General features: G+C 49.3%; 21 protein-coding genes and 2 tRNA genes. 8 read left to right on the top strand and 15 right to left on the bottom strand.

Features of this window, described 5'->3' with window-relative positions; all coding sequences use genetic code 11:
* The first annotated feature begins 156 nt into the window (after nucleotides 1-156).
* Complete coding sequence (locus AC1RVX_RS16230; RefSeq protein ID WP_493217641.1) at nucleotides 157-2,103, top strand: MASE3 domain-containing protein; 1,947 nt, start codon at nucleotides 157-159, stop codon at nucleotides 2,101-2,103.
* Between the two features lie 75 nt (nucleotides 2,104-2,178).
* Nucleotides 2,179-2,502: a flagellar basal body rod C-terminal domain-containing protein gene (locus tag AC1RVX_RS16225; RefSeq protein ID WP_493217640.1), complete on the top strand. Its 324-nt coding sequence runs from the start codon at nucleotides 2,179-2,181 to the stop codon at nucleotides 2,500-2,502.
* Between the two features lie 33 nt (nucleotides 2,503-2,535).
* On the opposite strand, the gene AC1RVX_RS16220 is transcribed toward AC1RVX_RS16225, so the two are convergent.
* The 13 genes from AC1RVX_RS16220 to AC1RVX_RS16160 form a co-directional block, all read right to left on the bottom strand.
* Entirely contained in the window at nucleotides 2,536-3,321 is a 786-nt protein-coding gene (locus AC1RVX_RS16220) for a sulfite exporter TauE/SafE family protein (protein WP_493217639.1), read from the bottom strand.
* Nucleotide 3,322: 1 nt separating this feature from the next.
* On the bottom strand, nucleotides 3,323-4,726 hold the full coding sequence (hemN, locus tag AC1RVX_RS16215) for an oxygen-independent coproporphyrinogen III oxidase (RefSeq protein ID WP_493217638.1): 1,404 nt from the start codon (nucleotides 4,724-4,726) through the stop codon (nucleotides 3,323-3,325).
* An 11-nt stretch (nucleotides 4,727-4,737) separates the two neighbouring features.
* Complete coding sequence (locus tag AC1RVX_RS16210; protein WP_493217637.1) at nucleotides 4,738-4,995, bottom strand: hypothetical protein; 258 nt, start codon at nucleotides 4,993-4,995, stop codon at nucleotides 4,738-4,740.
* 59 nt (nucleotides 4,996-5,054) lie between these two features.
* Nucleotides 5,055-5,600: a FixH family protein gene (locus tag AC1RVX_RS16205; protein ID WP_493217636.1), complete on the bottom strand. Its 546-nt coding sequence runs from the start codon at nucleotides 5,598-5,600 to the stop codon at nucleotides 5,055-5,057.
* A gap of 9 nt (nucleotides 5,601-5,609) precedes the next feature.
* Nucleotides 5,610-7,022, bottom strand: a complete 1,413-nt coding sequence (gene ccoG, locus AC1RVX_RS16200) for a cytochrome c oxidase accessory protein CcoG (protein ID WP_493217635.1) — start codon at nucleotides 7,020-7,022, stop codon at nucleotides 5,610-5,612.
* Between the two features lie 33 nt (nucleotides 7,023-7,055).
* On the bottom strand, nucleotides 7,056-8,084 hold the full coding sequence (gene ccoP / locus AC1RVX_RS16195; RefSeq protein WP_493217634.1) for a cytochrome-c oxidase, cbb3-type subunit III: 1,029 nt from the start codon (nucleotides 8,082-8,084) through the stop codon (nucleotides 7,056-7,058).
* 2 nt (nucleotides 8,085-8,086) lie between these two features.
* Nucleotides 8,087-8,233, bottom strand: coding sequence for a cbb3-type cytochrome oxidase subunit 3 (locus tag AC1RVX_RS16190; RefSeq protein WP_493217633.1), 147 nt, complete (start codon nucleotides 8,231-8,233; stop codon nucleotides 8,087-8,089).
* 49 nt (nucleotides 8,234-8,282) lie between these two features.
* A complete protein-coding gene (ccoO, locus tag AC1RVX_RS16185; RefSeq protein ID WP_493217632.1) occupies nucleotides 8,283-8,900 on the bottom strand; it encodes a cytochrome-c oxidase, cbb3-type subunit II in 618 nt (205 codons plus the stop codon).
* 26 nt (nucleotides 8,901-8,926) lie between these two features.
* Nucleotides 8,927-10,366 carry a cytochrome-c oxidase, cbb3-type subunit I gene (gene ccoN, locus AC1RVX_RS16180; RefSeq protein ID WP_493217631.1) on the bottom strand — a complete coding sequence of 480 codons (1,440 nt, stop codon included), beginning with the start codon at nucleotides 10,364-10,366 and terminating at the stop codon, nucleotides 8,927-8,929.
* A gap of 219 nt (nucleotides 10,367-10,585) precedes the next feature.
* Nucleotides 10,586-12,505: a SurA N-terminal domain-containing protein gene (locus AC1RVX_RS16175; RefSeq protein ID WP_493217630.1), complete on the bottom strand. Its 1,920-nt coding sequence runs from the start codon at nucleotides 12,503-12,505 to the stop codon at nucleotides 10,586-10,588.
* Between the two features lie 83 nt (nucleotides 12,506-12,588).
* Nucleotides 12,589-12,665: transfer RNA gene (locus tag AC1RVX_RS16170), tRNA-Asp, on the bottom strand.
* A gap of 27 nt (nucleotides 12,666-12,692) precedes the next feature.
* Nucleotides 12,693-12,768 (bottom strand) — tRNA-Val (locus AC1RVX_RS16165).
* Between the two features lie 51 nt (nucleotides 12,769-12,819).
* Entirely contained in the window at nucleotides 12,820-13,092 is a 273-nt protein-coding gene (locus tag AC1RVX_RS16160; RefSeq protein ID WP_186946728.1) for an HU family DNA-binding protein, read from the bottom strand.
* A 505-nt stretch (nucleotides 13,093-13,597) separates the two neighbouring features.
* Between AC1RVX_RS16160 and nadB the strand changes: the two genes are divergently transcribed.
* The 6 genes from nadB to AC1RVX_RS16130 all read left to right on the top strand — a co-directional run bounded on the left by nadB (nucleotide 13,598) and on the right by AC1RVX_RS16130 (nucleotide 21,072).
* Nucleotides 13,598-15,205, top strand: coding sequence for an L-aspartate oxidase (gene nadB, locus AC1RVX_RS16155; RefSeq protein WP_493217629.1), 1,608 nt, complete (start codon nucleotides 13,598-13,600; stop codon nucleotides 15,203-15,205).
* A gap of 229 nt (nucleotides 15,206-15,434) precedes the next feature.
* Complete coding sequence (locus AC1RVX_RS16150) at nucleotides 15,435-16,106, top strand: ABC transporter ATP-binding protein (protein ID WP_493217628.1); 672 nt, start codon at nucleotides 15,435-15,437, stop codon at nucleotides 16,104-16,106.
* Entirely contained in the window at nucleotides 16,103-18,163 is a 2,061-nt protein-coding gene (locus AC1RVX_RS16145; RefSeq protein WP_493217627.1) for an HlyD family secretion protein, read from the top strand. Before AC1RVX_RS16150 ends, AC1RVX_RS16145 begins: the two co-directional genes overlap by 4 nt.
* On the top strand, nucleotides 18,160-19,389 hold the full coding sequence (locus AC1RVX_RS16140) for an efflux RND transporter periplasmic adaptor subunit (protein WP_493217626.1): 1,230 nt from the start codon (nucleotides 18,160-18,162) through the stop codon (nucleotides 19,387-19,389). The genes AC1RVX_RS16145 and AC1RVX_RS16140 overlap by 4 nt, the downstream gene beginning before the upstream one ends.
* The gene (locus tag AC1RVX_RS16135) at nucleotides 19,386-20,621 is read left to right on the top strand and encodes an ABC transporter permease (protein ID WP_493217625.1); all 1,236 of its coding nucleotides are present in this window, start codon (nucleotides 19,386-19,388) and stop codon (nucleotides 20,619-20,621) included. The genes AC1RVX_RS16140 and AC1RVX_RS16135 overlap by 4 nt, the downstream gene beginning before the upstream one ends.
* 91 nt (nucleotides 20,622-20,712) lie before the next feature.
* Nucleotides 20,713-21,072, top strand: coding sequence for a hypothetical protein (locus AC1RVX_RS16130; RefSeq protein ID WP_493217624.1), 360 nt, complete (start codon nucleotides 20,713-20,715; stop codon nucleotides 21,070-21,072).
* A 92-nt stretch (nucleotides 21,073-21,164) separates the two neighbouring features.
* On the opposite strand, the gene nadC is transcribed toward AC1RVX_RS16130, so the two are convergent.
* Both nadC and nadA read right to left on the bottom strand, forming a co-directional pair.
* On the bottom strand, nucleotides 21,165-22,031 hold the full coding sequence (gene nadC / locus AC1RVX_RS16125; RefSeq protein ID WP_493217623.1) for a carboxylating nicotinate-nucleotide diphosphorylase: 867 nt from the start codon (nucleotides 22,029-22,031) through the stop codon (nucleotides 21,165-21,167).
* Between the two features lie 42 nt (nucleotides 22,032-22,073).
* Nucleotides 22,074-23,204, bottom strand: a complete 1,131-nt coding sequence (gene nadA, locus AC1RVX_RS16120; protein ID WP_493217622.1) for a quinolinate synthase NadA — start codon at nucleotides 23,202-23,204, stop codon at nucleotides 22,074-22,076.
* Between the last annotated feature and the right edge of the window lie 104 nt (nucleotides 23,205-23,308).

Raw genomic sequence — 23,308 nt, 5'->3', positions numbered from 1 at the left:
CCGTACGACCATAAGCTTGATCAAACCACCCGCATGGCTGCCGCTAATTCCTCAGTTTCACACATCTCTTGTAAATAAATCAGGCCACAGATCACTTGAGCCCGAATTCGCTTTAAAATAGTTGTCTTTCACTCACCCGTTGTGACATCCCTTTCCATGGCAACTGATTACATCAGGCTGTTTCGCGCACGCTGGCTAGCTGGCCTGCTTTTACTTGTTTCTCTGCTATTGTGGGTATGGCATGGCAGCCTGGCACATATCAGGGTAGCAGCACCATTACCAGTGCATACCCTGCTGGAAACCGTCACGATTGTGATATTTACATCAGTCTTCATCGTATGCTGGAATGCGTTCGGCGGCACTCGCAAGAAAAGCAGTGTAATCCTGGCGGTAGCCTTTCTTTGTACAGCCATACTAGGCTGTATGCATGCCCTTTCTTTTCAAGGTATGCCAGGTTTTCCAGATGCCGAAGACATGCACAAATCTCTGTTATTCTGGATCTTGTCACGATCATTCATTGCCACTACCTTACTGGGGCTGGCCCTGTCTCCAGAAGATTCGGATGTCAGTCCGACGCAGGCATACCTGGTACTAATCACCGGTTTGCTGGCGACGGCGGGTTGGACTTACACCGTATTTGCCTTTTCATACTTGTTACCATTGACCTATATTGAAACAGTAGGTCAGACGTCATTCAAAATCGCCTGTGAAGTGGGGCTGATAGGTATCAATCTAACGACCGCGTACCTATTGAATCGTGGCGTCAAAAAGGAGCAAGATGTCAAAGAAAATATCCACCACTTGCAGATAGACCGTGCATCCTTGTTCCTGGCCGCGATGCTATTGGCCATTTCGGAAGTGTATTTCGCTTTATATACTGACAGCAGCGACTTGTTTGTGGTCATCGGTCACGTGTTTCAACTTTTTGCGGCGATTGCGATTTACCGTGGCATGGTCGCGGTGAATATTCACACCCCGTATACCAACCTGACAGAAACCAGCCAGGATCTCGCACGATTTGCGGAAGAACTAAGCTTAGAGCGCGAGCGCCTGAGCCGATTGATTGACACCGCCATAGACGGCATCATCACCATCGACGATACCCAAACCATCATCCTGGCCAATCCATCTGCAGCAACTCTGTTCGGTTATGAAGTCAACGATTTGCTAGGTATATCACTCAATACTGTGCTACCAGAAAGACATCGTAAAGTGCATGGTGATCATGTCAGGAAATTTGGTGAAACCGGTGCCACTCGCCGCAGAATGGGCGGCAGTTTCGAAGATTTCTATGTTACCGGTGTCAAAGCCAATGGTGATGAATTTCCAATAGAAGCATCAATCTCCAGTCAATTGGAAAATGGCAAACGCTACTACACAGTTATCTTCCGCGATATTACCGAACGCAAGGTCGCCAAAGAAAAAATGGCCCTGTACCATGATGAATTGACTCAGCTTTCTGCCACCTTGCAAAGTATACGTGAAGAAGAACGCAAGCACATCGCCCGCGAATTACATGATGACCTTGGTCAACTGCTGGCCGCACTGCGCATGGACTTATCGCTGCTCCAAAGAGACAACGCATTGACCGGAAAATCACAACTAACCGCCACCAGTATGGATCAGTTGATCCTGACTGCAATCACCACCTTGCGTCGCATTGCAACCGATCTTCGCCCCCGCGCACTGGATGAAGGTGGTCTGTATTTTGCGCTTCAAACCCTGCAAAAAGACTTTTCTGCTCGCCATGGCATCCATTGTGAACTGTCCGCCAATGAAGAACAATTGGCACTCGATGACGCACGCAGCACCGCCATTTTCCGCATCATTCAAGAATCGTTGACGAATGTGATAAGACATGCCGATGCAACAGAAGTGGATATTACCTTTGAAAGAAATGAACATTTTATACGTTTCACTATCTGCGACAACGGCAAGGGAATTGATGCAGACGATATGCGCAAAGCACGTTCGTTTGGTCTGGTCGGCATGCGCGAAAGAGTCAAAGCCATGCACGGTGAATTTATGGTTGAAAGTCAGCCAGGTGAAGGAGCTTGCCTGAAAATTCAACTCCCCCTGCCTGCACCATCTGGCAATTTATAACAGTTTACCAGGAGCTACATCAATCGGGGTTCCAGTATAATCAGCGGCATCAAGCTTGATCTTCTGGGAAATATTATGTCAGTTTCAGCACTCAATAGCGGCCTGTCCGGGCTCAAGGCGTATGCCAGTGCGCTCGACAGTTCTGACCATAATGTGGCGAACGCCAGTACAACCAACTTTGTACCGCAGCAAGTCAGCTTTCAGGAACAGCCAGCAGGCGGCGTCACTACTACCATCAGCAAAGAAGGTGCCAGCCTGGCATCGCAAGATAGTAGCGGCACTGATCTGGCATCAGAGATTGTGCAATCCTTACAATTTAAAACAGGATTTGATCTTTCTGCCAAGATTATCAAAACGACAGATCAAATGCTTGGTACGCTGATAGATATCCAGGCCTGAATGTAACTGAGTATCAGAAGCGTATATAAAGATTCAAGCCGCCGGCACCACACATAAAAAGGCTGGCATATTTTTCATATCAAAATACCACAAGCCCAGCAAGCCAACAGCAATCAGAAAACATGCACCAGCCATTCTGAATGCACGCACTGTGGCCATCTTACTGGCCCGGTGAAACACAGTCTGGGTCAACAGCAAGTGCGGCAAAGCACTAAGACCAAATAGCACCATCAGCGCAGCACCCGACCAGGCGTCGCCCGACAGCAAAGAAAACGGTGCCACGCCATATAGCAAACCACAGGGCAAACAACCCCAACCCATGCCCATTAAAAACGGATAATCTGCTGCCTTGTTTAAAGGTGCAGTAAACTTGGCCAGCATACGCTGCCAGACTCCCATCAGTTGCTGCATGAATTGCAGATGTGGCATAAGGCCCAGCAGGCGCGCACCAAGAATAATTAACGCCAGATTAGCAATCACAAACATGACTTGTTGGACAGGAAAAACAGGTTTGAATGCCAAACCAGCTGCACCTATCCCACCTAGTACGGCACCTGCCAGCCCATAAGTAAAAATGCGCCCGCCATGCAGCAAGAATTGATATTGCAAATTAGCCAGGCTGGAGCCAGACACGGCAGCAGGCTTAACTTCTGCATTGGCTACCATGGCAATCGGAATGATTTTATTTACAGCCCCCCTGCTCCGCTTCTGCCCAGCCTGAGTCAGCAGCATGGAAATGCCGCCGCACATGCCAGCACAATGGATACCGCCCAATGCTCCGGCAGTCAACGCGGCAACAACCAGTGGCAGTGTCAGCATATCAAATCAGTTTAGAATAATTGGCCGTTGTCGGACGCGACAGAAAATGATCAAATTCCATGCCAATGGCACGCACAAACAGCCTCCCTCTGGCCTCAACCGTAATGGCATCGGCATGAAGGCTGATCATGTTTTCCTGTCCATAGTCAGCCAGACGCATCAGTTCGTCTGCGAAATAGTCCCTGAAAGAAATACCGTATTGCTGTTCCAGCGCTGTAAAATCTACGGTACTGCTACACATCAGACTCATGATAATTTGACGACGTAACAAATCATCTACGCTCAAATCAATCCCTTTTTCTACTGGCAGCTCACCTTTGTCAAGACAGGCATAATATTCATCCAGAGTACGCAGATTTTGTGCATAGGATGCACCGATTTTACCTATCGAAGACAAGCCCAGTCCGATCAGGTCGCAATCAGAACGTGTGGTATAGCCCTGGAAATTTCTATGCAGACTGCCATCCAGCATGGCCCTGGCCAGACTATCATCCGGTTTGGCAAAATGGTCGAGTCCAATATACACATAGCCCTCTGCCTGCAAGCGACGCAAGGACATCAGGAAAATTTGCAAACGTTGTTCAGCCGAAGGCAGATCTGCTTCAGCAATGCGGCGCTGTGGTTTAAAGCGGGTAGGAAGATGCGCGTAGTTATAGAGCGCGATGCGATCCGGCGACAATTGTATAACCTGATCCAGAGTCTCTGAAAAGCTTTCCAGATTTTGTTTGGGCAAACCATAAATCAAGTCAAAATTAATCGACTGGAAACCAGCATCTCTGCTGGCTCTCACCGTGCTTTCAACTAGTTCAAATGTTTGTAGACGGTGTATCGCCTGTTGCACTTCAGGATTAAAATCCTGCACACCCAGGCTAGTACGATTGAAGCCCAGTTCCGCCAGTAATTGCAGGGTTTGGGCATTGACCGTACGTGGATCAATTTCTATGGAAATTTCGGCATCATCCGAAAAATCAAAATATTGGCGCAACATCTGCATCAATTGACGCATTTCATTATGACTAAGGAAAGTCGGTGTACCGCCCCCCAAATGCAACTGACTCAACACTTCGCGCTCATGCAAGTGTGTCGTCACCAGCTTTAGTTCTTTTTCCAGATATTCCAGGTATTTTGCCGACCGTCCGTGATCTTTGGTAATTACCTTATTGCATGCACAGTAATAGCAAAGTGAGGCACAAAATGGGATATGGATATACAGTGACAGTGGCGGTTTGGTTACCAGGCGACTGCGTTCTTTCAAATACTTGATATAGGACTCCGCATTGAAACCAGTATTAAATCGGTCTGCGGTTGGGTAAGATGTATACCGTGGTCCCAGTTTATCAAAGCGGCGAATCAGTTCTTCATGGATCTCTGGCAAAGAAAACCCCGCCGGCTCGTTCATTTTCATGATTATCTCGATCAATGTGCTTTCTGCACAAGTAAAGCAGTCAAACCACTAGACAGAATTCCGAGCAACCAGAAGGCAAAAAAACCTACGGTATATACCCCTGTAGCATGCATTTGCAAACGCTGATCCAAGACAATCAGTTCCATAGGATCAACCAAGCTAAAAAACAATCCCGTTGCCACACAAGCCATCAAGAATGCAGGCCACAACACAATCATCAACATTGGTCGCAATAGTGGCTTACCGTGCATCTTATTGTCATGTTCCAATTCTGTCCCCTTCTAGTGATTATTCAGCTTAACGTCAATAAAGCTTTAGGGAAGCAGCTTTATTTTGCCGCATATAATTGCGCAGATTTTTGTTCTGGGTCAAACCAGTCACCAGTCATACGCCAGTCGCTGGTTTCCAGTTTGAGATGGAATAATTTAACAGAACCGGCGGTAAAATTCGACAAGGCTTTCATATCGCCTTCATAGTTACCCGGACTGGTTTGCTTCAAGGGCAAACGACGTATCACTTCGGTGACAGTATTGCCTCCTGATGCTGCATTGGCCAGGCTCAGTTGTATGGTGTCTGGCAGCGTACCTTTACCACTCAGTTGCAACTGCATTTTGCCATTTAAAAAATCAGCTTTGATACTGGCTTCCAGATGCAATTCTCTGGCTTTGGCATCACGTTGTATGTCTTTATTGATCATCAGACCTTGCTTGTAATAATCTTCAGCAACGACCTTGTCAGCGCCATGCATGGCGATATATCCAGTAATCAAACTGGCGCAAACCACAATGGCAGGTCCGCCAGCCACCAGCAATAACCATGGTTCTTTGTACCAGGCATCGCGCTGGATTTTCGCAGGCATTAAAGCAGCGTCCATAATTTTCTCCTATCGTGGAACAATAAAGACAGCTTTTTCAGTAACATTGATTTCCGGCGCATCCAGGTCTTTCACTACAAAGCGAATGCGGTTAGAGCCGGTTTCCAGGACCTTGGCAGGGACACGAACCCTGATCGGGAAAGCCTTGGTGGTTGCGGCACCAATGTCAATATCAGCATTATTCAAGATGACCGCACCTGCGGCACCCTTCACTTCTATACTATAACGGCGCGGTGATTCCTGAGTATTCATCACTTGCAAACGATACACATTTTCTATCGCGCCGGTTTCGGTTATTTTTGGCATGCCACGATCCCGCAACACGTCCACTTTCAACGGCATATGTAATGCGAGAGAAATACCCGCCAGCAAAATGATCAAACCAAGTATGCTGCCGTAAATCAGGGTGCGCAAGCGGAATACCCTTTTCCACATTGCCTTGTCACTGAGTTTTTCAGTCAAGGCGTGGTCGGTGGTATAGCGTATGAGCCCGCGCGCATAGCCCATTTTATCCATGACCTGATCGCAGCCATCAATACAGGCACCACAGGCTATACATTCGTATTGCAAACCATTACGGATATCAATGCCAGTTGGACAAACCTGTACACAAATACCGCAATCAACACAATCACCTAAGCCCGCAGCCTTGTAATCGACCTTCTTGTTCCTTGATCCACGAGGGTCGCCGCGATCAGTGTCGTAGGTAACAATCAGCGTATCTTTGTCAAACATGGCACTCTGAAAGCGCGCATAAGGACACATGTATTTGCAGACTTGTTCACGCATCCAGCCCGCATTACCATAAGTGGCAAAACCGTAAAACAGGAACCAGAAAGTTTCCCAAGGACCCAAGGTAAAATTGCCGACCTCAATCGCCAGGTCGCGTATCGGTGTGAAGTAGCCAACAAAGGTAAAGCCGGTCCACAATGCCAGAGTGATCCACAGAAAATGCTTGACGAACTTCAGTGAAAACTTGCGCGTCGACATGGGCGAAGCATCCAGTTTTATCCTGGCATTACGTTCCCCCTCCACTTTAGCTTCTATCCACAGGAAAATTTCGGTATACACCGTCTGAGGACAAGCATAACCACAGAACAGGCGCCCTGCCACAGCGGTAAACAGGAACAGGCTAAGCGCCGAAATAACCAGCAAAATAGCCAGATAAATAAAATCCTGTGGCCACAAAACCAAACCAAAAATATAAAACTTACGTGCTACCAGATCAAACAGTACAGCCTGCCTGTCATTCCAATTTAGCCAGGCCGTACCGTAAAACAGCATCTGGGTAAAAAATACCAACACCCAGCGCCAGGAAGAAAACCAGCCTTTCTGTGCACGCGGATAAATTTTCCGACGTTCTTCAAATAAAGCTAACTCAGCTTCTTCTATTGGTACCGGGATGATGGGTATGTGCTTCATTGTGATTCTGTTTTATCCAATTTTTTGCATGACTTATTTGCCTGACGATGCTACTTCAGACGCAACTGCAGCATTAGCACTTACGGGTGCGTCAGCAATTTGCTTGATCGCCCCAGCATCCGAGCTACTGACCTGAGCCGGTGCACCGTTATTTGACAAGCCCCACACATAAGCTGCCAGCAAATACGTCTTGCCATCGCTCAACAAGGTTTTATGCGCTGGCATCTGATTGTTACGACCTTTGTTGATAGTTTCCATGATCGTATCAATACCACCGCCATACAGCCAGACTTTATCTGTCAGGTTTGGCGAACCCAATGCCTGATTACCTTTACCGTCAGCACCATGGCAGGCTGCACAGGCAGCAAACTTGGCTTTGCCGATCGCTGCTTTGATCGGGTCATGGGCAGATTCTGACAAGCTCAATACATAATTGGCGACATTACGCACATCATCATCCGTACCCAACGCAGCTCCCATAGGGGGCATCTGGCCATGGCGACCTTCACGTATAGTAGTCAGGATAGTCTTTGGATCGCCACCATACAACCAGTCTGTGTCAGTCAGATTAGGATAACCTTTACCGCCTTGAGCATCCGAGCCATGGCATTGCGCGCAGGTATTCAGGAACAGACGTTGCCCAATTTCCCTTGCCTGAGGATCTTTGGCCACATCCTTGAGATCCATCGCCAGGTATTTATTGAAAATAGGACCATACTGCGCCTCACCATCCTTCATTTCCTTTTCATAGGCGCCAACTTGACTCCAGCCAAATGTCCCTTGCCATTTACCAAAACCAGGGTACACCACCAAATAGCCAGCGCTGTAAATAACGGTCAGGTAAAACAACCACATCCACCATTTTGGCAGAGGGTTATTTTGTTCCATCAAGTTGCCATCCCATACGTGGCCAGTCGTTTCTGCAGGCAAGGGCTTGCCATCACTGCCGATTTTCACCTTGACCTTGGACTGCGACCACAACAGCAAGAGGCAGGCCAGCATGGACAAAGCAGTGATTATGGCAATCCCTATACCCCACCATTCATTAAAAAAGTCTGACATGGCTAATTTCCATTCTCATTATCAATTGGCAAGCGTGCCAGTTTTTCAAATTTTTCCTTGTTACTGGCACTAAATGCCCAGTACAGAATACCCAGGAAAACGATGAGGCTAATGACCGTCACGACACTGCTCAGTATTGTGAAATTCATGTTATTTCTCCCTGAATAGCTGAACCGCCATGGGTTCAGCATTTCTATATCAATTCTTGTTCTTGATGGCTGTACCCAGTACTTGCAAATAGGCGATCAATGCGTCCAGTTCGGTTTTATTGACCAACTCATCAGGGCCTGCCTTGATCTGCTCTTCCGTATAAGGAACACCCAAAGTTTTCATCGCCCGCAGTTTTGGCGTAATGGAACTTGGATCAAGCTGAGTCTTGCCCAGCCATGAATAGGCAGGCATATTGGACTCCACCACCACAGAACGCGGATCGGTCAAATGATCCCTGTGCCAGTTGTCGCTATAACGACCACCAACACGAGCCAGGTCAGGACCAGTACGCTTACTACCCCATTGGAATGGGTGGTCATAGACTGACTCACCGGCTACAGAATAGTGACCATAACGTTCAGTTTCAGCACGGAACGGGCGTATCATTTGTGAGTGGCAACCGTAGCAACCTTCACGCAAATAAATATCGCGGCCAGCCAGTTGCAGCGGTGTGTATGGCTGCATTCCCTGCACTGCTTCGGTAGTGGATTTTTGGAAGAACAGTGGAACGATTTCAACCAGGCCACCAAAACTGATGGTCAGGATCACCAGTACCAGCAACAAACCCACGTTTCGCTCAATCAGATCATGAGTAAAATTACGCATCAAATTTCTCCTTTGATTTCTCTGATTTATGCATGCGCTGCGGCAGCAGGCAATGCAGGAATCGCGTTGTTGACAGGCTTGGCAGCCATGATGGTTTTAGCGACGTTATATGCCATGAGCAGCATGCCACTCAGGTACAACACACCACCACTCAAACGAATCACATAGTATGGATAGGTCGCTTTCACTGTTTCAACAAAGGAATAAGTCAAGGTACCGTCTTCATTGACCGCACGCCACATCAAGCCCTGCATCACACCCGCAATCCACATGGAAGCGATATACAGAACCACACCAATAGTCGCCACCCAGAAATGCACTTCAATCAGGCGCTTGCTATACATCTGTGTCTGACCGAACAAGCGCGGAACCAGGTAATACAAACTACCAATCGTGATGAAACCCACCCAGCCCAACGCACCCGAATGCACGTGACCAATAGTCCAGTCAGTGTAGTGCGACAGGGCGTTCACGGTTTTGATCGCCATCATAGGGCCTTCAAACGTAGACATGCCGTAGAAGGACAAAGACACGATCAGGAAACGCAGGATAGGATCAGAGCGCAGCTTGCTCCAGGCACCAGACAAGGTCATGATGCCGTTGACCATGCCACCCCAGGATGGAGCCAACAAAATCAACGAGAACAGCATGCCTATCGATTGCGCCCAGTCTGGCAAGGCTGTGTAATGCAAGTGATGCGGACCCGCCCACATGTAGGTGAAAATCAAAGCCCAGAAGTGAACGATGGACAAACGGTAGGAATAAATAGGACGCTCAATCTGCTTAGGTACGAAGTAATACATCATGCCCAGAAAACCCGCTGTCAGGAAGAAGCCTACTGCGTTATGCCCGTACCACCATTGCACCATTGCATCCTGCACACCTGAGTACGCAGAATAGGATTTCATGAAGGACACAGGAATAGCCGCACTATTGACGATATGCAGCACTGCAACAGCAATGATGAACGCACCATAAAACCAGTTGGCCACGTAAATATGTTCAACCTTGCGCTTGACCAGCGTACCAAAGAAGACCACGGCAAAGGCTACCCAAACCACTGCAATCAGTATATCGATAGGCCATTCCAGTTCGGCATATTCTTTACCCTGGGTATAACCCAGCGGCAAGCTGATTGCTGCAGCAACGATCACCAGTTGCCAGCCCCAGAAAGTAAATTCAGCCAAACCATCAGAAAACAGGCGCACATTCGAAGTACGCTGAACAACATAATATGAGGTGGCAAACAAGGCACAACCACCAAAGGCAAAAATCACCGCATTGGTATGGAGGGGTCGCAAGCGCCCATAACTAAGCCACGGTATCCCCCCGAGAAATTCCGGCCAGGCAAGTTGGGTTGCAATCACCACGCCCACGAGCATGCCGACTATTCCCCACACCACTGCCATGACTGAAAATTGCCTTACAACCCGATAGTTGTATGTGTTTTCTTTAGTTATCGTCATGATCTCACTCTGTTGTAAAAATACACTGCAAGAATAACAATCGGACCGTACCGCTACATTGATTCAAATCAAAAGTTACCGGATTCAAAGTCGATTACAGGCGAAAGACAACACAAGCAAGCATAGAGAAAAATTATATAAAACACAAAAAAAAGACACCCTAAGGTGTCTTTTTTTACAACAGATGAAAAATCCTGCAAACTAAATTAGTTCATGCTGTTATTGGGTAGCAGTAGCAGGAGCCACCAAGGCAGTTTTATTCACTGTCACCTTGGCTTTTTGCTTCAGGACATCAATGTAGGAATACAGATTTTGTTGTGCCAATACATTCGCCTGCTGCTGTGCTTCAGCAGTACGACGCGCCTGGTCTGGTGTACCAGCACTGACTTTGGAAATACGGAACAAGATATAACCCGCATCACCCAGGCTGGTACCTACAAAAGCCGGCAGCTTACTGGTATCGGCACGCATCAAATCGACGAAGGCAATATCTGGAATATCCTGATTTTTCAGGCGTGACACCACTTTGGATTCAGTAAATCCAGCAGTGGAATCAGCAGCCTTCAGGGCAGCCAGTTTTGCAACGCCTTCTTTTTCAGCCAATGCAGCAGCTTCTTTGTGGGTTACCTGCGCGACGATGGATGCCTTGACTTCTTCAAACGGACGCTTTGAAGCAGCCTTGTAATCCACGATGCGACCAGCTATCAAGGTATTTGGTGCCACTTCCACTGCTTCCGTATTGTGTTTTTTCTTCACTACGTCATCAGCAAAAATTGCTTTCAAAAACTTGGCATTATTGGTTTCAACAGTTGCGGGAACACCAGGTTTGCTCTGACGTGTCAGTCCGCTTGCGGTTTCTATCTTCAGTTTCAGTTTTTCTGCCACAGGTTTCAAGCTGTCTGGTTGTTCATAGACCAGATTACCAAAAGTTTCAGCAGCTTCTGCATAGGCCTTGACTGCCTTCTGTTTTTTGATGTCGGCCGTAATTTGTGGTTTGACTTCATCCAGGCTCTTGATGGCCGCTGGCTTGATACCAGTCACCATAATGATGTGGTAGCCAAAATCGGTCAGCACAGGCTCACTGATTTCGCCTTGTTTCAGTTTGAATGCAACTTCATCAAACTGCTTGACCATCGCGCCATGCCCAAAAAAGTCCAGATCACCGCCCTTTTCGGCAGAACCAGGATCCTGGGAATTTTCTTTGGCCAGCTTGGCAAAATCTTCAGGCTTCTTACGCAACTGCGCCAGAATGCCATCGGCTTTTTCTTTCGCCTTGGCTTTTTCGGCGCTGCTGCTGTCCTTGCCAGCAGTGATCAGAATATGGCTGGCACGACGCTGTTCGTCGGTACCGTACAGCTTCTTGTTTTGCTCATAGTAAGATTGAACATCAGCATCAGATACAGTCACCTGCGCTGCCAGTGCCTCGCTGTTCAGAATCACGTACTCGGCATTGATTTGCTCAGGAACTTCGTACTGAGCAGAATTTTTGTCATAGTAGGCCTTCAACATTTCATCTGTCACTTTGACGCGGGACGCAAAGTCATCGCTTTTCAGCATCATGGCCTGCACTTCACGTTCCTGCTCATTAATCGCAGACAAGCGAGCGGTTACAGTTTTAGGCACAAAAGCACTACCCTGAACTGCGCTCAGCAATTGCTGCAAGGTCATGTCCTGACGCAGGCGCTGTTCATATCCAGCAGGGCTCATGCCTTGCGCTGCAAGCAAGCTTTTATAGCGTTCAGTATCAAAGGTACCATCGGCCTTGGTCAGGCCAGATTCCTTCAGAATAGTCTGCTGCAGAGTCGCATCTGAAATCATGAGCTTCTTGCGGGCCACTTCGGCAGCCATTGACTTACGTGCAATCAATTCATCCAGAATGTTTTGCCTGGCTTCCTGGGTACTCAGCAACTTGGAATCAAACTGCGGACCATACATCTGACGCAAACGGTCCAATTGATCACGTGTAGCCTGCTCCAGCTCAATTTGAGTAATGGACGTGCCAGCCACCGTAGCAATTGCAGTATCTGCCCCACGCGAACGGGTATAACTTTCTATGCCAAAAAATGCAAAGGAAGGAAAAATGATCAGCAGCAAAAGAAATTGCATCAACCGCTGATGGGTACGAATATATTCAAACATGTTCAACCGATCACATGACTAAGTATGACAAAACACTCACGAATACAAAAAAAGGCGAACTTTCGTTCGCCTTTTCAATTTTCTGGCGGAGCGGACGGGGCTCGAACCCGCGACCCCCGGCGTGACAGGCCGGTATTCTAACCAACTGAACTACCACTCCTTTTTTTACTGCTTTATGTCTGTTATGTGGTGGGCGCTGAGAGGCTCGAACTCCCGACCTAAGCCTTGTAAGGGCTCCGCTCTACCAACTGAGCTAAGCGCCCCACTCGAACATACAAACACCGTGGCGCTAGTCACCGCACCACGAAAGAGCATTAGTTTACAGCATCTTTCAATGCTTTGCCAGGTTTAAATTTAGGGACCTTGGCAGATTTGATCTTGATGGCTTCGCCAGTACGTGGGTTACGGCCAGTTCTGGCAGCACGTTTACCGACAGAAAAAGTACCAAAACCAACCAGCGTCACTGTACCGTTTTTCTTCAAGGTCGATTTTACTGCACCAATCAGGGCATCCAGCGCACGCGACGAAGCCGCTTTAGAAATATCCGCTGTTTTCGCAATATGATCGATCAACTCAGTCTTGTTCACTTATAGCCCCCTCACAAAAATTTGAATTTCGCAATGATGTATTCGATTATTTTATTGGTCGTGTATCCATCACCGCCAGCAGGAAATCTGCATCCGGTATTAGAGCAAGCCGCAAAGCCCTGTGTCAAGCGGTTTGCAAGCTTTCTGACCAAGTTTGATGAAATGTGATTTACTTATTCAGTTTTTCTGCTTGCTGACAGTAAAGTTACTGTGCAAAAAATCAGGTAGCTGAGTGTTTTGCCTTGCAGAAAAGCCGCCCTCCGCGTCATCCTGATTTAGAATGTCATAACCCAGTTTAAAAAATTCCCAAATTAAAGAGACCCAGAAGCGCATCTGACGCATACATGTCATGGTCAATAGCGAGCTGCAACAGTATTCCTTCTTTGACATATGGTATTTCCTTAGGTTATAGGCAAACACAGATTCAGATCATGCTGTGCAGGCAAACACACAAACATTGAAGTACCATGATCACCAATACACTCATATATATTCACATCAGACAATGAAGAATTTTGACGTAGCAATTGTTGGTAGCGGACTTGCCGGTCTGTCTGTTGCCCTGCATCTGGCGCAGACACGTAAAGTCGCTATCATTTCCAAACGCGAATTACTTGACGGTGCCAGTAACTGGGCACAGGGCGGCATCGCAGCTGTACTGGACTCCCATGACAGCCATGAACAGCATATTTCCGACACGCTCATTGCCGGTGGCGGGCTATGTGACGAAGGTGCCACCCGGTATATTATCGAACATGGCCGCGAAGCCATAGACTGGCTGATAGAACAAGGTGTTCCCTTCACACGTGATGAAGAAGCAGAACTTGGTTTTCACCTGACACGTGAAGGCGGACACAGCCAGCGTCGCATCATACATGCAGCGGACGCCACTGGTCATGCAGTCCAGGTTACGCTGGAACAGAAGGTACGCAATCACCCCAACATCAGCCTGTTTGAACATCATTACGCAATCGACGTTATCACTTCTACCAAGCTGGGTGATACCTCACCGACACCACATTGCCTTGGCCTGTATGTGCAAGATGTCAAAACCGGTGAAGTACACACCTTTGCTGCCCAACACACAGTGATGGCAACCGGCGGTGCCGGTAAGGTATACCTTTACACCACCAACCCCGATACAGCTACCGGCGACGGTATCGCCATGGCCTGGCGTGCGGGATGCCGGGTGGGCAATATGGAATTTATACAATTCCACCCTACTTGCCTCTATCACCCTTTCGCCAAATCATTTTTGATTACTGAAGCGGTGCGGGGCGAAGGTGGCATATTGAAATTACCAGCCGAAGCCGGCACTGCCGCTGGCAAACGTTTCATGACCAATCACGATGAGCGCATGGAGCTGGCACCACGTGATGTAGTCGCCCGAGCCATCGACTTTGAAATGAAAAAACGCGGACTTGATTATGTAGAACTTGATATCAGTCACCAGCCACCTGAATTTTTGAAAGAACATTTCCCTACCATCTATGCGCGCTGCATGGAACTGGGCATAGACATTACCAGGCAGGCCATACCGGTCGTACCAGCTGTACATTTCACTTGCGGCGGCGTGGTCACCGATACCGATGGCCGCACCGATTTGCCAGGCTTGTATGCCGTAGGTGAAACCGCCTATACCGGCCTGCACGGGGCAAATCGTCTTGCCAGCAATTCTTTGCTGGAATGCCTGGTGGTTGGCCGGGCCGCTGCCAAGCACATAGAGTCACAAGAACGTGCCAGCGTGATTGCCTTACCCGACTGGGATGAAAGCCGCGTATCCGATGCCGATGAAGAAGTTGTCATTGCCAATAACTGGGATGAATTGCGCCGCTTCATGTGGAATTATGTTGGCATCGTCCGCACCACCAAACGTCTGGAACGTGCCAAACACCGCATACGTTTATTGAAGGAAGAGATAGACGAATATTATGCCAACTTCCGCATCTCAAATAATTTGCTGGAACTGCGCAATCTGGTCGAAGTTGCCTCCCTGATCGTCAATAGCGCCCTGTCACGTCGTGAAAGCCGTGGCCTGCATTTCAGTCGCGATTACCCTGACACCTTACCGAAGGCCTTGCCTACGGTACTGTCGCCCAAGCGTAAAAAATAAATCCTCAATTTTTGCCATCAAGTTGCCTGCATCTGCATCTTGATGGCTCTCCCTTCTGCAATTAATCCCCTCTCAGTTTTCTGATTTTTTTCTGTACGATCCGATAGCCGTTTGACAAATATATTTATCGCAGTGATACTGCCCGACGCCGCCTTTATTTCATGTACAGCATGCTAAAAAAATGAAGTGTTGTGGCCAGACGATCCTTCACGCACAGACAAAAATTCGAATGATAAAACTGAGTCAGGTACGTAAAACCTATAAACAGGGTGGCAATGAAATCCGGGCACTGGATGGTATAGACCTGCATATCGCCACTGGGGAATTTGTTGCCATCATGGGGCCTTCCGGCTCGGGAAAATCCACACTGCTGAACGTGCTCGGCGCGCTGGATAAGCCCGACCATGGCAGCTACCTGTTGAATCAGGATGAAATCAGTGCCATGGATGACGATGCTGCCTCAGAAGTACGGAACCGCAACATAGGTTTTGTGTTTCAGTCTTTTCATTTACTGCCACGCCTGACCGTACTGGAAAATGTATTGCTGCCACAACGGTATAGCAAGTCACCCGATGCGCAGGCCGAATCCCGGGCGCGCCAGTTACTCGAGCGCATAGGCCTGGGGCAACGCATGGACCACAGACCCGGCGAATTATCTGGCGGGCAGTTGCAACGTGCGGCAATTGCTCGCGCACTGCTGAACCAGCCAGCATTGCTGCTGGCAGATGAACCTACCGGCAACCTGGATTCAAAAAGCGCCGCCGATGTATTGAGCCTGCTGGGTGAACTTCACACAGGCGGCCAAACCCTTGTGCTGGTCACCCATGATCCGGTTGTGGCGGCAAAAGCGCAAAGAACCATCCACCTTGCCGATGGCCGTGTTGCAGAGGTGATTGCATGAAGAAAATGTCCCCCACCCCTATTCATGCCCTGACCACGTGGTGCCTGTCTGTAGCGATACTGATCACCTGTCCCTTGTTAGCAGATTCATCGCTGGCACAGACCAAAGCACCGTCTCCAGTCGCAGCGAAATCCCGACCAGTACTGCTGACTGGTGAAGTCATCGCCAAAGATTCGCAAGCCATTTTTGTGCCGCCATCCAACTCTTCCCCTGTTGTCTTGCGCAATTTCGTGGCGGAAGGCAGCAAAGTCAAAAAGGGAGATTTGTTGCTACGCATAGAAACGCCCAATAGTTCGAATATCGAACAACTGATCATAGGCATAGACCAGACCCGCGCAAAAACCGAAGCTGAAGTCGCCAAACTGGAAGTAAGTGCGCTTGAAGCCGAAAAAAACCTGGTCACCGCGAAAGCCGCAATGGCCAAGGCCCTGGTGGACGCAGCATTACCAAAATCACAGATTTCAGCACTGGATTTCGATAAATACCAGGCAGAAAAAGAACGTGCAGAACGCGATCTGAAAGTCAAGCAACTGGCCTTTGATGATGGGACGGCCTCTGTCGACAGAAGAAAATCTGATGGTGATCTGGAACTGCAGAAACAACAGGTCAACGTAGCGTATCTCAAAGCACAACTGGCAAGTTCGGAAGTGCTGGCCAGTCAGGATGGTATCGTCGTACACGGTTACAGCATGTGGCGTGGTGAAAGACTGGAAGAAGGTTCCAGTGCTTACCCAGGCAACATTGCGGGTCAAGTCATGGGATCCGGGCATATGGAAGTCAAGGCCTGGGCATTGGAAGCCGACAGAATCTACCTGGCCGAAGGCCAGCCTGTTCAACTGACATTTGATGCCCTGCCAGGCGTGGCAATACAGACGACCATTGCCACGATCTCACATGCGCCTGAAGAACATACACGTTGGGGTTACGGACGGTATTTTCGGGTAGATATCAAATTGCCCGGGCAACTGGAGAATTATGCACTAACGCCTGGTATGAGCGTTCTGGTCGAGCCATTGCCGACGGCAAAAAAATCTGCGACTACACTACTGCCAGTAGCCAGGACTGTGAAAAACGAAACAGCCAGTGAAATCACCATAGAAGGTGACATCCAGTCACGCGTGGTCACACCCATCACACCACCTTCGATTCCCTATATCTGGCAATACACCCTGGCGCAAATGGCAGCAGAAGGCAGTCTTGTCAAAGCAGGTGATGTGCTGGTGATGTTCCAGGCATCCGAGGTACCAACCCAACTGGCTAACCAGAAAAGTCAGTTAAATGAAAAACAGCGGGCCATGGAAAAACTCAAGCTGGAACATGCAGAAGCAGAAAAAGCTGCCGACCTGGCCGTCGCCGAAGCACAAAGCAATGCCGAAAAAGCAGCCAGAAAAGCCACCATGCCAAAAGAACTGATACGTCGTGTTGACTATGACAAACTGGTGATAGAAAAATCCCTGAACGCTGACCTGGCGACCTTGTCAATCAAATTGCGCGCTACCCAGATTCGCGCCCGCAAGGCGGAGAAAATCGGATTGGAAACAGAAATCGCTCAATTGCAAGGCAAGATAGATGTGCTGGCGAAGGGGCAAAAAGATCTCACCGTGGTCGCCCGAAAGCCCGGCATGATGATTTACAAAACCAATTTCAGCGATGACAAATTCGCCGTTGGCAGCCAGGTCTGGATGGGTATATCGGTAGCCAGCATTGCTGATCCGGACAAATTATTCGTTTCAGCCAAAGTGCCGGAAGCACAGTCCAACGCGATACGGGTAGGTCAAACGGCACGCATCAATATTCCCGGTGCAAATTTGACCATACCTGCCCGGGTGACCGGTTTAAGCACGGTATTTCACAGCAAATCCACGACCCAACCCATTATCGTACGCGATGTAGAACTGGAGTTTGAACAACCGCCAAAGGGCTTAAAACCGGGGGCCGCTGTGCAGGCGATTCTATCGACTGCTGACTCAAATGCGAGCACAAGCACAGGCGCAACCACAGGCATAACTGCTGGCACCAGCCCCACCGTCAAACCTGTTGTGGGGAAAAAATCATGAGTGCAAAAATAATTTCTTGCATGGTGTTCACCCTGATGGCCTGTGCAGCCTGCAGCAACGAGCCAGAATCGGCACAAGTGGCCACTGAAAATTTTGCCCCACGCAACTGGAAAGAAAGCATTGTCGTCGATGGCGAAATCATCGCTGCCAACAAGACACCGCTGACTGTACCAGGCGAAGGCTGGGATAGCCGGACGCTGATAGAAATGCTGCCCGAGGGTAGCCTGGTAAAAAAAGGCGAAGTCATCGCCCGCTTTGATGCTCCCAGATCCCGCATGGAACTGTCGCAGGCCGAACTGGAGTTATTACGCAAGGTACTGGTCGAAGAAAGTATACAGGCCAACGATGCCAGCAGCCGCTCCAGCCTGCTGGCCGACAGTGCCAAGGTACAAACAGATCTGCGTTTGAGTGAGCGTTATGCGAATGCCGACCTGGCGATTTTTTCCCGCAACAAAATACTGGATGAACTGCAAGACGCAGGTTTTCTGAAAACCAAACGTGGCTACCTGAACTGGAAAACCAGCCAGGTGCAAGCGCGTAGTACAGCAGAACAGGCTGTATTAAGTTCACAAAAAGAAAGTGTCACTCTGAATGCCAACCAACATCGCAAGAACCTGAGTGCGCTGGATTTGCTGGCACCCCATGATGGTGTGTTTTTATTGCTGGCTGGCTGGGACGGTAGCAAACCGCAGATCGGTGCCAGCAAGCGCCCAAGAGAAGAGTTTGGCTCCCTGCCCGACCTGGAACAACTGGTCGCCAATTTCAACATCGAAGAAGGCCGCACTTTTGGCCTGAAACTTGGCCTGCCTGTCAAAGTACGTCTGGCCGGCAGCGGGAAGGAAATTGAACTCAACATCACCAAGGTGGGCAATAGTGCCAGCGTCATGTCGCGTGAATCACCAGTGAAATTCATCAACTTTGAAGCTGCCTTTAAAAAAGAACAGGCACAGGCACTGAGTTTAAAACCTGGACAGGCACTGATAGGTACCGTCAGCCTGATCAACCAGGACAATGCCATGACCTTGCCAAATATTGCGCTGATCCAGGATGGCCCCAATTTTTCCGCCTATATCAAGGAAGGTGATCAGGTCAAAAAACAGTCCGTGACACTGGGGCTGCGTGGCCCGGCTCGCAGCGAAATCAAGACTGGCATCAGCAACGGCGCACAAGTGGTTTTGCTGCCAGAGACGAAGACAAAAGAAAAAACCAAGGAAAAGAATTCATGAACCGCGCGCTGATCCTTGAAGCAGTCAACGAACTGCAAAGACGCAAATTACGCACAGGCCTGACCCTGCTGGGCATGATATTCGGCGTCGCCGCTATTGTTGCCATGCTGGCAGTGGGTGAAGGTAGCCGGCGCGAAGCCTTGCGCCTGGTTGCTGAACTGGGGTTGGACAATGTCATCATCGAAAGCAAACTTATCGACGATAAACGCCTGAAAGAAATTCGTACCCGTTCACTGGGTCTGTCCGCCGCCGACGCTGATGCAGCCCTGTCCGTCGTGCCCGGGGCCAAAGCGGTGGCACTTAAGAAAGAAATCAAGGTGGATCAGCTTGCCAGCGGCCGCCTGGTTGTTACGGCACGTGCTTTCGCGGTATCCAACAGCTATGCCGAACTGGGTGGATTGCAAGTCGGTCAGGGCCGTTGGCTGAATGAAGATGACGATGCCAGCCTGGCACCGGTTTGTGTACTGGGCCCACGTCTGGCACATAAATTATTTGGTGACAACAACCCCATAGGCGAACGCATCAAACTCAATCATGCCTGGCTGGAAGTGGTAGGCGTGCTGGCAGACCGTGCACTCAGCAAAACCGAATTTGAAGGCGTGAAACTGGGTCTGGATGATGAGCGCCTGTTCGTGCCGTGGCAAACTGGACGCGCCCGCTTCCACTTCACCATGCTGGAAAATGAAGTTGATGGCATCAGCCTGCGACTGGATGGTAAAACACCGCCCGATATCGCCGCCCGCGTCCTGCAAAACCTGATCGAACAAAGACATGCGGGTACCGATGACACCAACCTCATCGTCCCCATGGGACTGTATCGCCAAAACCAGCAAACACAGCGTATCTTCACCATCGTCATGAGCTCCATCGCAGCCGTTTCCCTGCTGGTAGGCGGCATAGGCATCATGAACATCATGCTGGCGAATGTACTGGAACGCCGCCGCGAAATCGGCCTGAAACGCGCTCTCGGTGCGCGCCGACGCGACGTCATAGAGCAGTTTCTGGCAGAAGCCCTTGTGATTGCTTTTAGCGGTGCTATCCTGGGCGTGGTACTGGGTGCCATTACCGCCTACAGCATTGCTGCATTAGCCGGCTGGTCCGTCGCCTGGTCACCTGTCAGTCTGATCGTTGCAGTCAGTCTGTGCGTTGCAGTGGGGTTGGGATTTGGTGTATTCCCGGCACGGCAGGCTGCTGCGCTGGACCCGATTGCAGCTTTACGTACTGATGGTTGATGCGGGATAATCAGGTACTGACTGATAGCTTAATTGTTCAGTTCTGATTACTTCTACAATATCTACTTCAACTTTTTTCGTACACGTTATCATGGCAAGAACCATCAATGGCATAGGCACGACTTTCTACGGAAAATGCAAATTTAACGCAGATCAATCCTTCATCACCACCAAGTGGGTGGTGATGGTCTATATTCCAATTGTTCCATTGGCTAGCTATCGCTTCATTGAAGAAAGCAGTTCCAGTTTCGAAGTAGTCGAAGCAGATATTCCTTTGGAGATCATGCAAGTATTACGAACCTGGCTCTTTATCGCTATCTTGGGCTACGCAATTAATCTGAGTGACAAGCACAAATTGAGCGGCACCGGTATGTTTTTACTATTCGGTATGATCTGCCTCATCCCTTTTCTCATGCGCTGGTTTGCAAAGCGCAGTGCCGGCATTTCATGAGGCGGTTGTATTGGGAGCAGTAACAACTGCTCTCACCAGAACCGCAGGTTTTTGCGATATTGAGTTAACGTCGGCTTCTCAATAAATGTTCATTAAATTATTCTTAAAGAATAATCCGTCGCCTTAATATCCTTGGTCAGACTACCGATAGATATGCGATCCACGCCGGTTTCGGCTATTGCCCTGACTGACGCATGATCTATCCCGCCAGACGCTTCCAGCAAGGCACGGCCAGCAGTGATGGCTACTGCTTCACGCATCATGGTGGTGTTGAAGTTGTCGAGCAAGATGGAGGTGGCACCAGCGGTCAATGCGGTCTGCAATTGTTCCAGGGTTTCCACTTCTATCTGCATGCTGACACCAGCGTTCAGGCTCAGGGCTTTTTGCATGGCTTCGGCTACACCACCGGCAGCGGCGATATGATTTTCCTTGATCAGGATGCCATCGTATAAAGCCAGGCGCTGGTTCTGGCCACCACCTACGCGTACAGCATATTTCTGTGCCAGACGCAGACCGGGCAAAGTCTTGCGGGTATCCAGTATTGCTGCTTTTGTGCCAGCGATAATGGCGACATATTTGCTGGTGGCTGTTGCCACTGCAGACAATAATTGCAGGAAATTTAAAGCAGAACGTTCGGCTGTCAGCAAGGCCCTGGCAGGTGCCTTGATTTTGCAAACGACGGTATTCGCCTTCATCCGCTCGCCTTCGGCGTATTGCCAATCGACCTCTATGCTTACATCCAGTGTCGTCATGACGGCACCAAACCAAGGCGCTCCACACAAGATGGCATCTTCGCGCACAATGACTTGCGCCTGCACCACTTCGTCGGCTGGCACCAATAAACCGGTCAGATCAGCGGCACCGACGTCTTCGGCCAGCGCATCGCTTATATTACGTTCAAATGCTATTTGCAAATCCGTGTCAAAGGGAAAATGCGTATTCTTTAAATTACCAGGCATCGTTAACTAACCTCAGTTTTTGTTATTTGGTGTATGCAGTACTCAGGCCGGACCTATGCCTGAAAACAATTTGGCTTCTTTAGCCAGATCACCGGAGGGGCGCACATTGGCTTTTTTGGCTGCAGCAAAATCCAGCATACGGTCTATGCAGACCTTTGCTTTTTGCCCCACCGCAGGGTCAACATGGATTTCATTGTTGCCGTTTTCCAGCACCTGCACCAGATTACGCAGACCATTCATGGCCATCCACGGGCAATGCGCGCAGCTCTTGCACGTCGCGCTGTTGCCAGCGGTAGGGGCAACGATAAAGCGTTTGGTCGGTGCAGCCATCTGCATCTTGTGCAGGATGCCGTTATCGGTGGCAACAATGAATTCAGCCGCATCCAGGGTCTGTGCCGCATGGATCATTTGTGAGGTTGATCCAACCACGTCAGCCAATGCCACAACCGCAGCCGGGGATTCAGGATGAACCAGAATTTTGGCATTCGGGTGCTCTGCCTTCAGCAAATCAAGCTCTATACCCTTGAATTCATCATGCACCAAACAGGAACCCTGCCACAGTAACATGTCGGCACCTGTCTGTTTCTGGATATAGCTGCCCAGATGTTTGTCTGGCGCCCAGAGGATTTTTTTACCCTGTGCATGTAAGTGTGCAACGATGTCGAGACCGATGCTGGATGTCACCATCCAGTCGGCGCGGGCCTTGACTGCAGCACTGGTATTGGCATACACAACCACGGTACGGTCAGGATGGGCATCGCAAAAGGCAGCAAATTCATCTGCCGGGCAACCCAGATCCAGCGAACAGGTTGCATCCAGATCTGGCATCAAAATGGTTTTTTCAGGGCTGAGTATTTTTGCAGTCTCACCCATGAACTTGACACCAGCCACGACCAGGGTTTTGGCCGGATGATCACGACCAAACCGCGCCATTTCCAGAGAATCGGAAACGCAACCACCAGTTTCTTCTGCCAGATCCTGCAATTCGGCATCGACATAATAATGCGCAACCAGGACGGCCTGCTTTTCTTTCAATAACTGACGCGCCCTGGCTTTCAATTCCAGCTTTTCGATAGCCGACGGCATATCAGGTACGCGCGCCCAAGCATTGGCGGTACAGCTACCGCCCACATCCATTTGTGGACGTTCAAATTCGACAACTTTGGTTTCCATATGGTCCATAAAGCCCTACATATCTGGAGTGCATGGCTGACATGCACTCTGATGACAAGAAATATTTGGCAGGCTGGCGCAACTGAACTTGCGTTCAATACAAT

Source organism: Undibacterium sp. GW821-FHT11B02 (assembly GCF_058808955.1).
This window is presented reverse-complemented; position numbering and strand designations above follow the sequence as displayed.

Coding starts and splice junctions, on each gene's coding strand:
- AC1RVX_RS16230 (WP_493217641.1), top strand. CDS start 157: ATGGCAACTGATTACATCAGGCTGTTTCGCGCACGCTGGCTAGCTGGC.
- AC1RVX_RS16225 (WP_493217640.1), top strand. CDS start 2,179: ATGTCAGTTTCAGCACTCAATAGCGGCCTGTCCGGGCTCAAGGCGTAT.
- AC1RVX_RS16220 (WP_493217639.1), bottom strand. CDS start 3,321: ATGCTGACACTGCCACTGGTTGTTGCCGCGTTGACTGCCGGAGCATTG.
- hemN (WP_493217638.1), bottom strand. CDS start 4,726: ATGAAAATGAACGAGCCGGCGGGGTTTTCTTTGCCAGAGATCCATGAA.
- AC1RVX_RS16205 (WP_493217636.1), bottom strand. CDS start 5,600: ATGGACGCTGCTTTAATGCCTGCGAAAATCCAGCGCGATGCCTGGTAC.
- ccoG (WP_493217635.1), bottom strand. CDS start 7,022: ATGAAGCACATACCCATCATCCCGGTACCAATAGAAGAAGCTGAGTTA.
- ccoP (WP_493217634.1), bottom strand. CDS start 8,084: ATGTCAGACTTTTTTAATGAATGGTGGGGTATAGGGATTGCCATAATC.
- AC1RVX_RS16190 (WP_493217633.1), bottom strand. CDS start 8,233: ATGAATTTCACAATACTGAGCAGTGTCGTGACGGTCATTAGCCTCATC.
- ccoO (WP_493217632.1), bottom strand. CDS start 8,900: ATGCGTAATTTTACTCATGATCTGATTGAGCGAAACGTGGGTTTGTTG.
- ccoN (WP_493217631.1), bottom strand. CDS start 10,366: ATGACGATAACTAAAGAAAACACATACAACTATCGGGTTGTAAGGCAA.
- AC1RVX_RS16175 (WP_493217630.1), bottom strand. CDS start 12,505: ATGTTTGAATATATTCGTACCCATCAGCGGTTGATGCAATTTCTTTTG.
- nadB (WP_493217629.1), top strand. CDS start 13,598: ATGAAGAATTTTGACGTAGCAATTGTTGGTAGCGGACTTGCCGGTCTG.
- AC1RVX_RS16150 (WP_493217628.1), top strand. CDS start 15,435: ATGATAAAACTGAGTCAGGTACGTAAAACCTATAAACAGGGTGGCAAT.
- AC1RVX_RS16145 (WP_493217627.1), top strand. CDS start 16,103: ATGAAGAAAATGTCCCCCACCCCTATTCATGCCCTGACCACGTGGTGC.
- AC1RVX_RS16140 (WP_493217626.1), top strand. CDS start 18,160: ATGAGTGCAAAAATAATTTCTTGCATGGTGTTCACCCTGATGGCCTGT.
- AC1RVX_RS16135 (WP_493217625.1), top strand. CDS start 19,386: ATGAACCGCGCGCTGATCCTTGAAGCAGTCAACGAACTGCAAAGACGC.
- AC1RVX_RS16130 (WP_493217624.1), top strand. CDS start 20,713: ATGGCAAGAACCATCAATGGCATAGGCACGACTTTCTACGGAAAATGC.
- nadC (WP_493217623.1), bottom strand. CDS start 22,031: ATGCCTGGTAATTTAAAGAATACGCATTTTCCCTTTGACACGGATTTG.
- nadA (WP_493217622.1), bottom strand. CDS start 23,204: ATGGAAACCAAAGTTGTCGAATTTGAACGTCCACAAATGGATGTGGGC.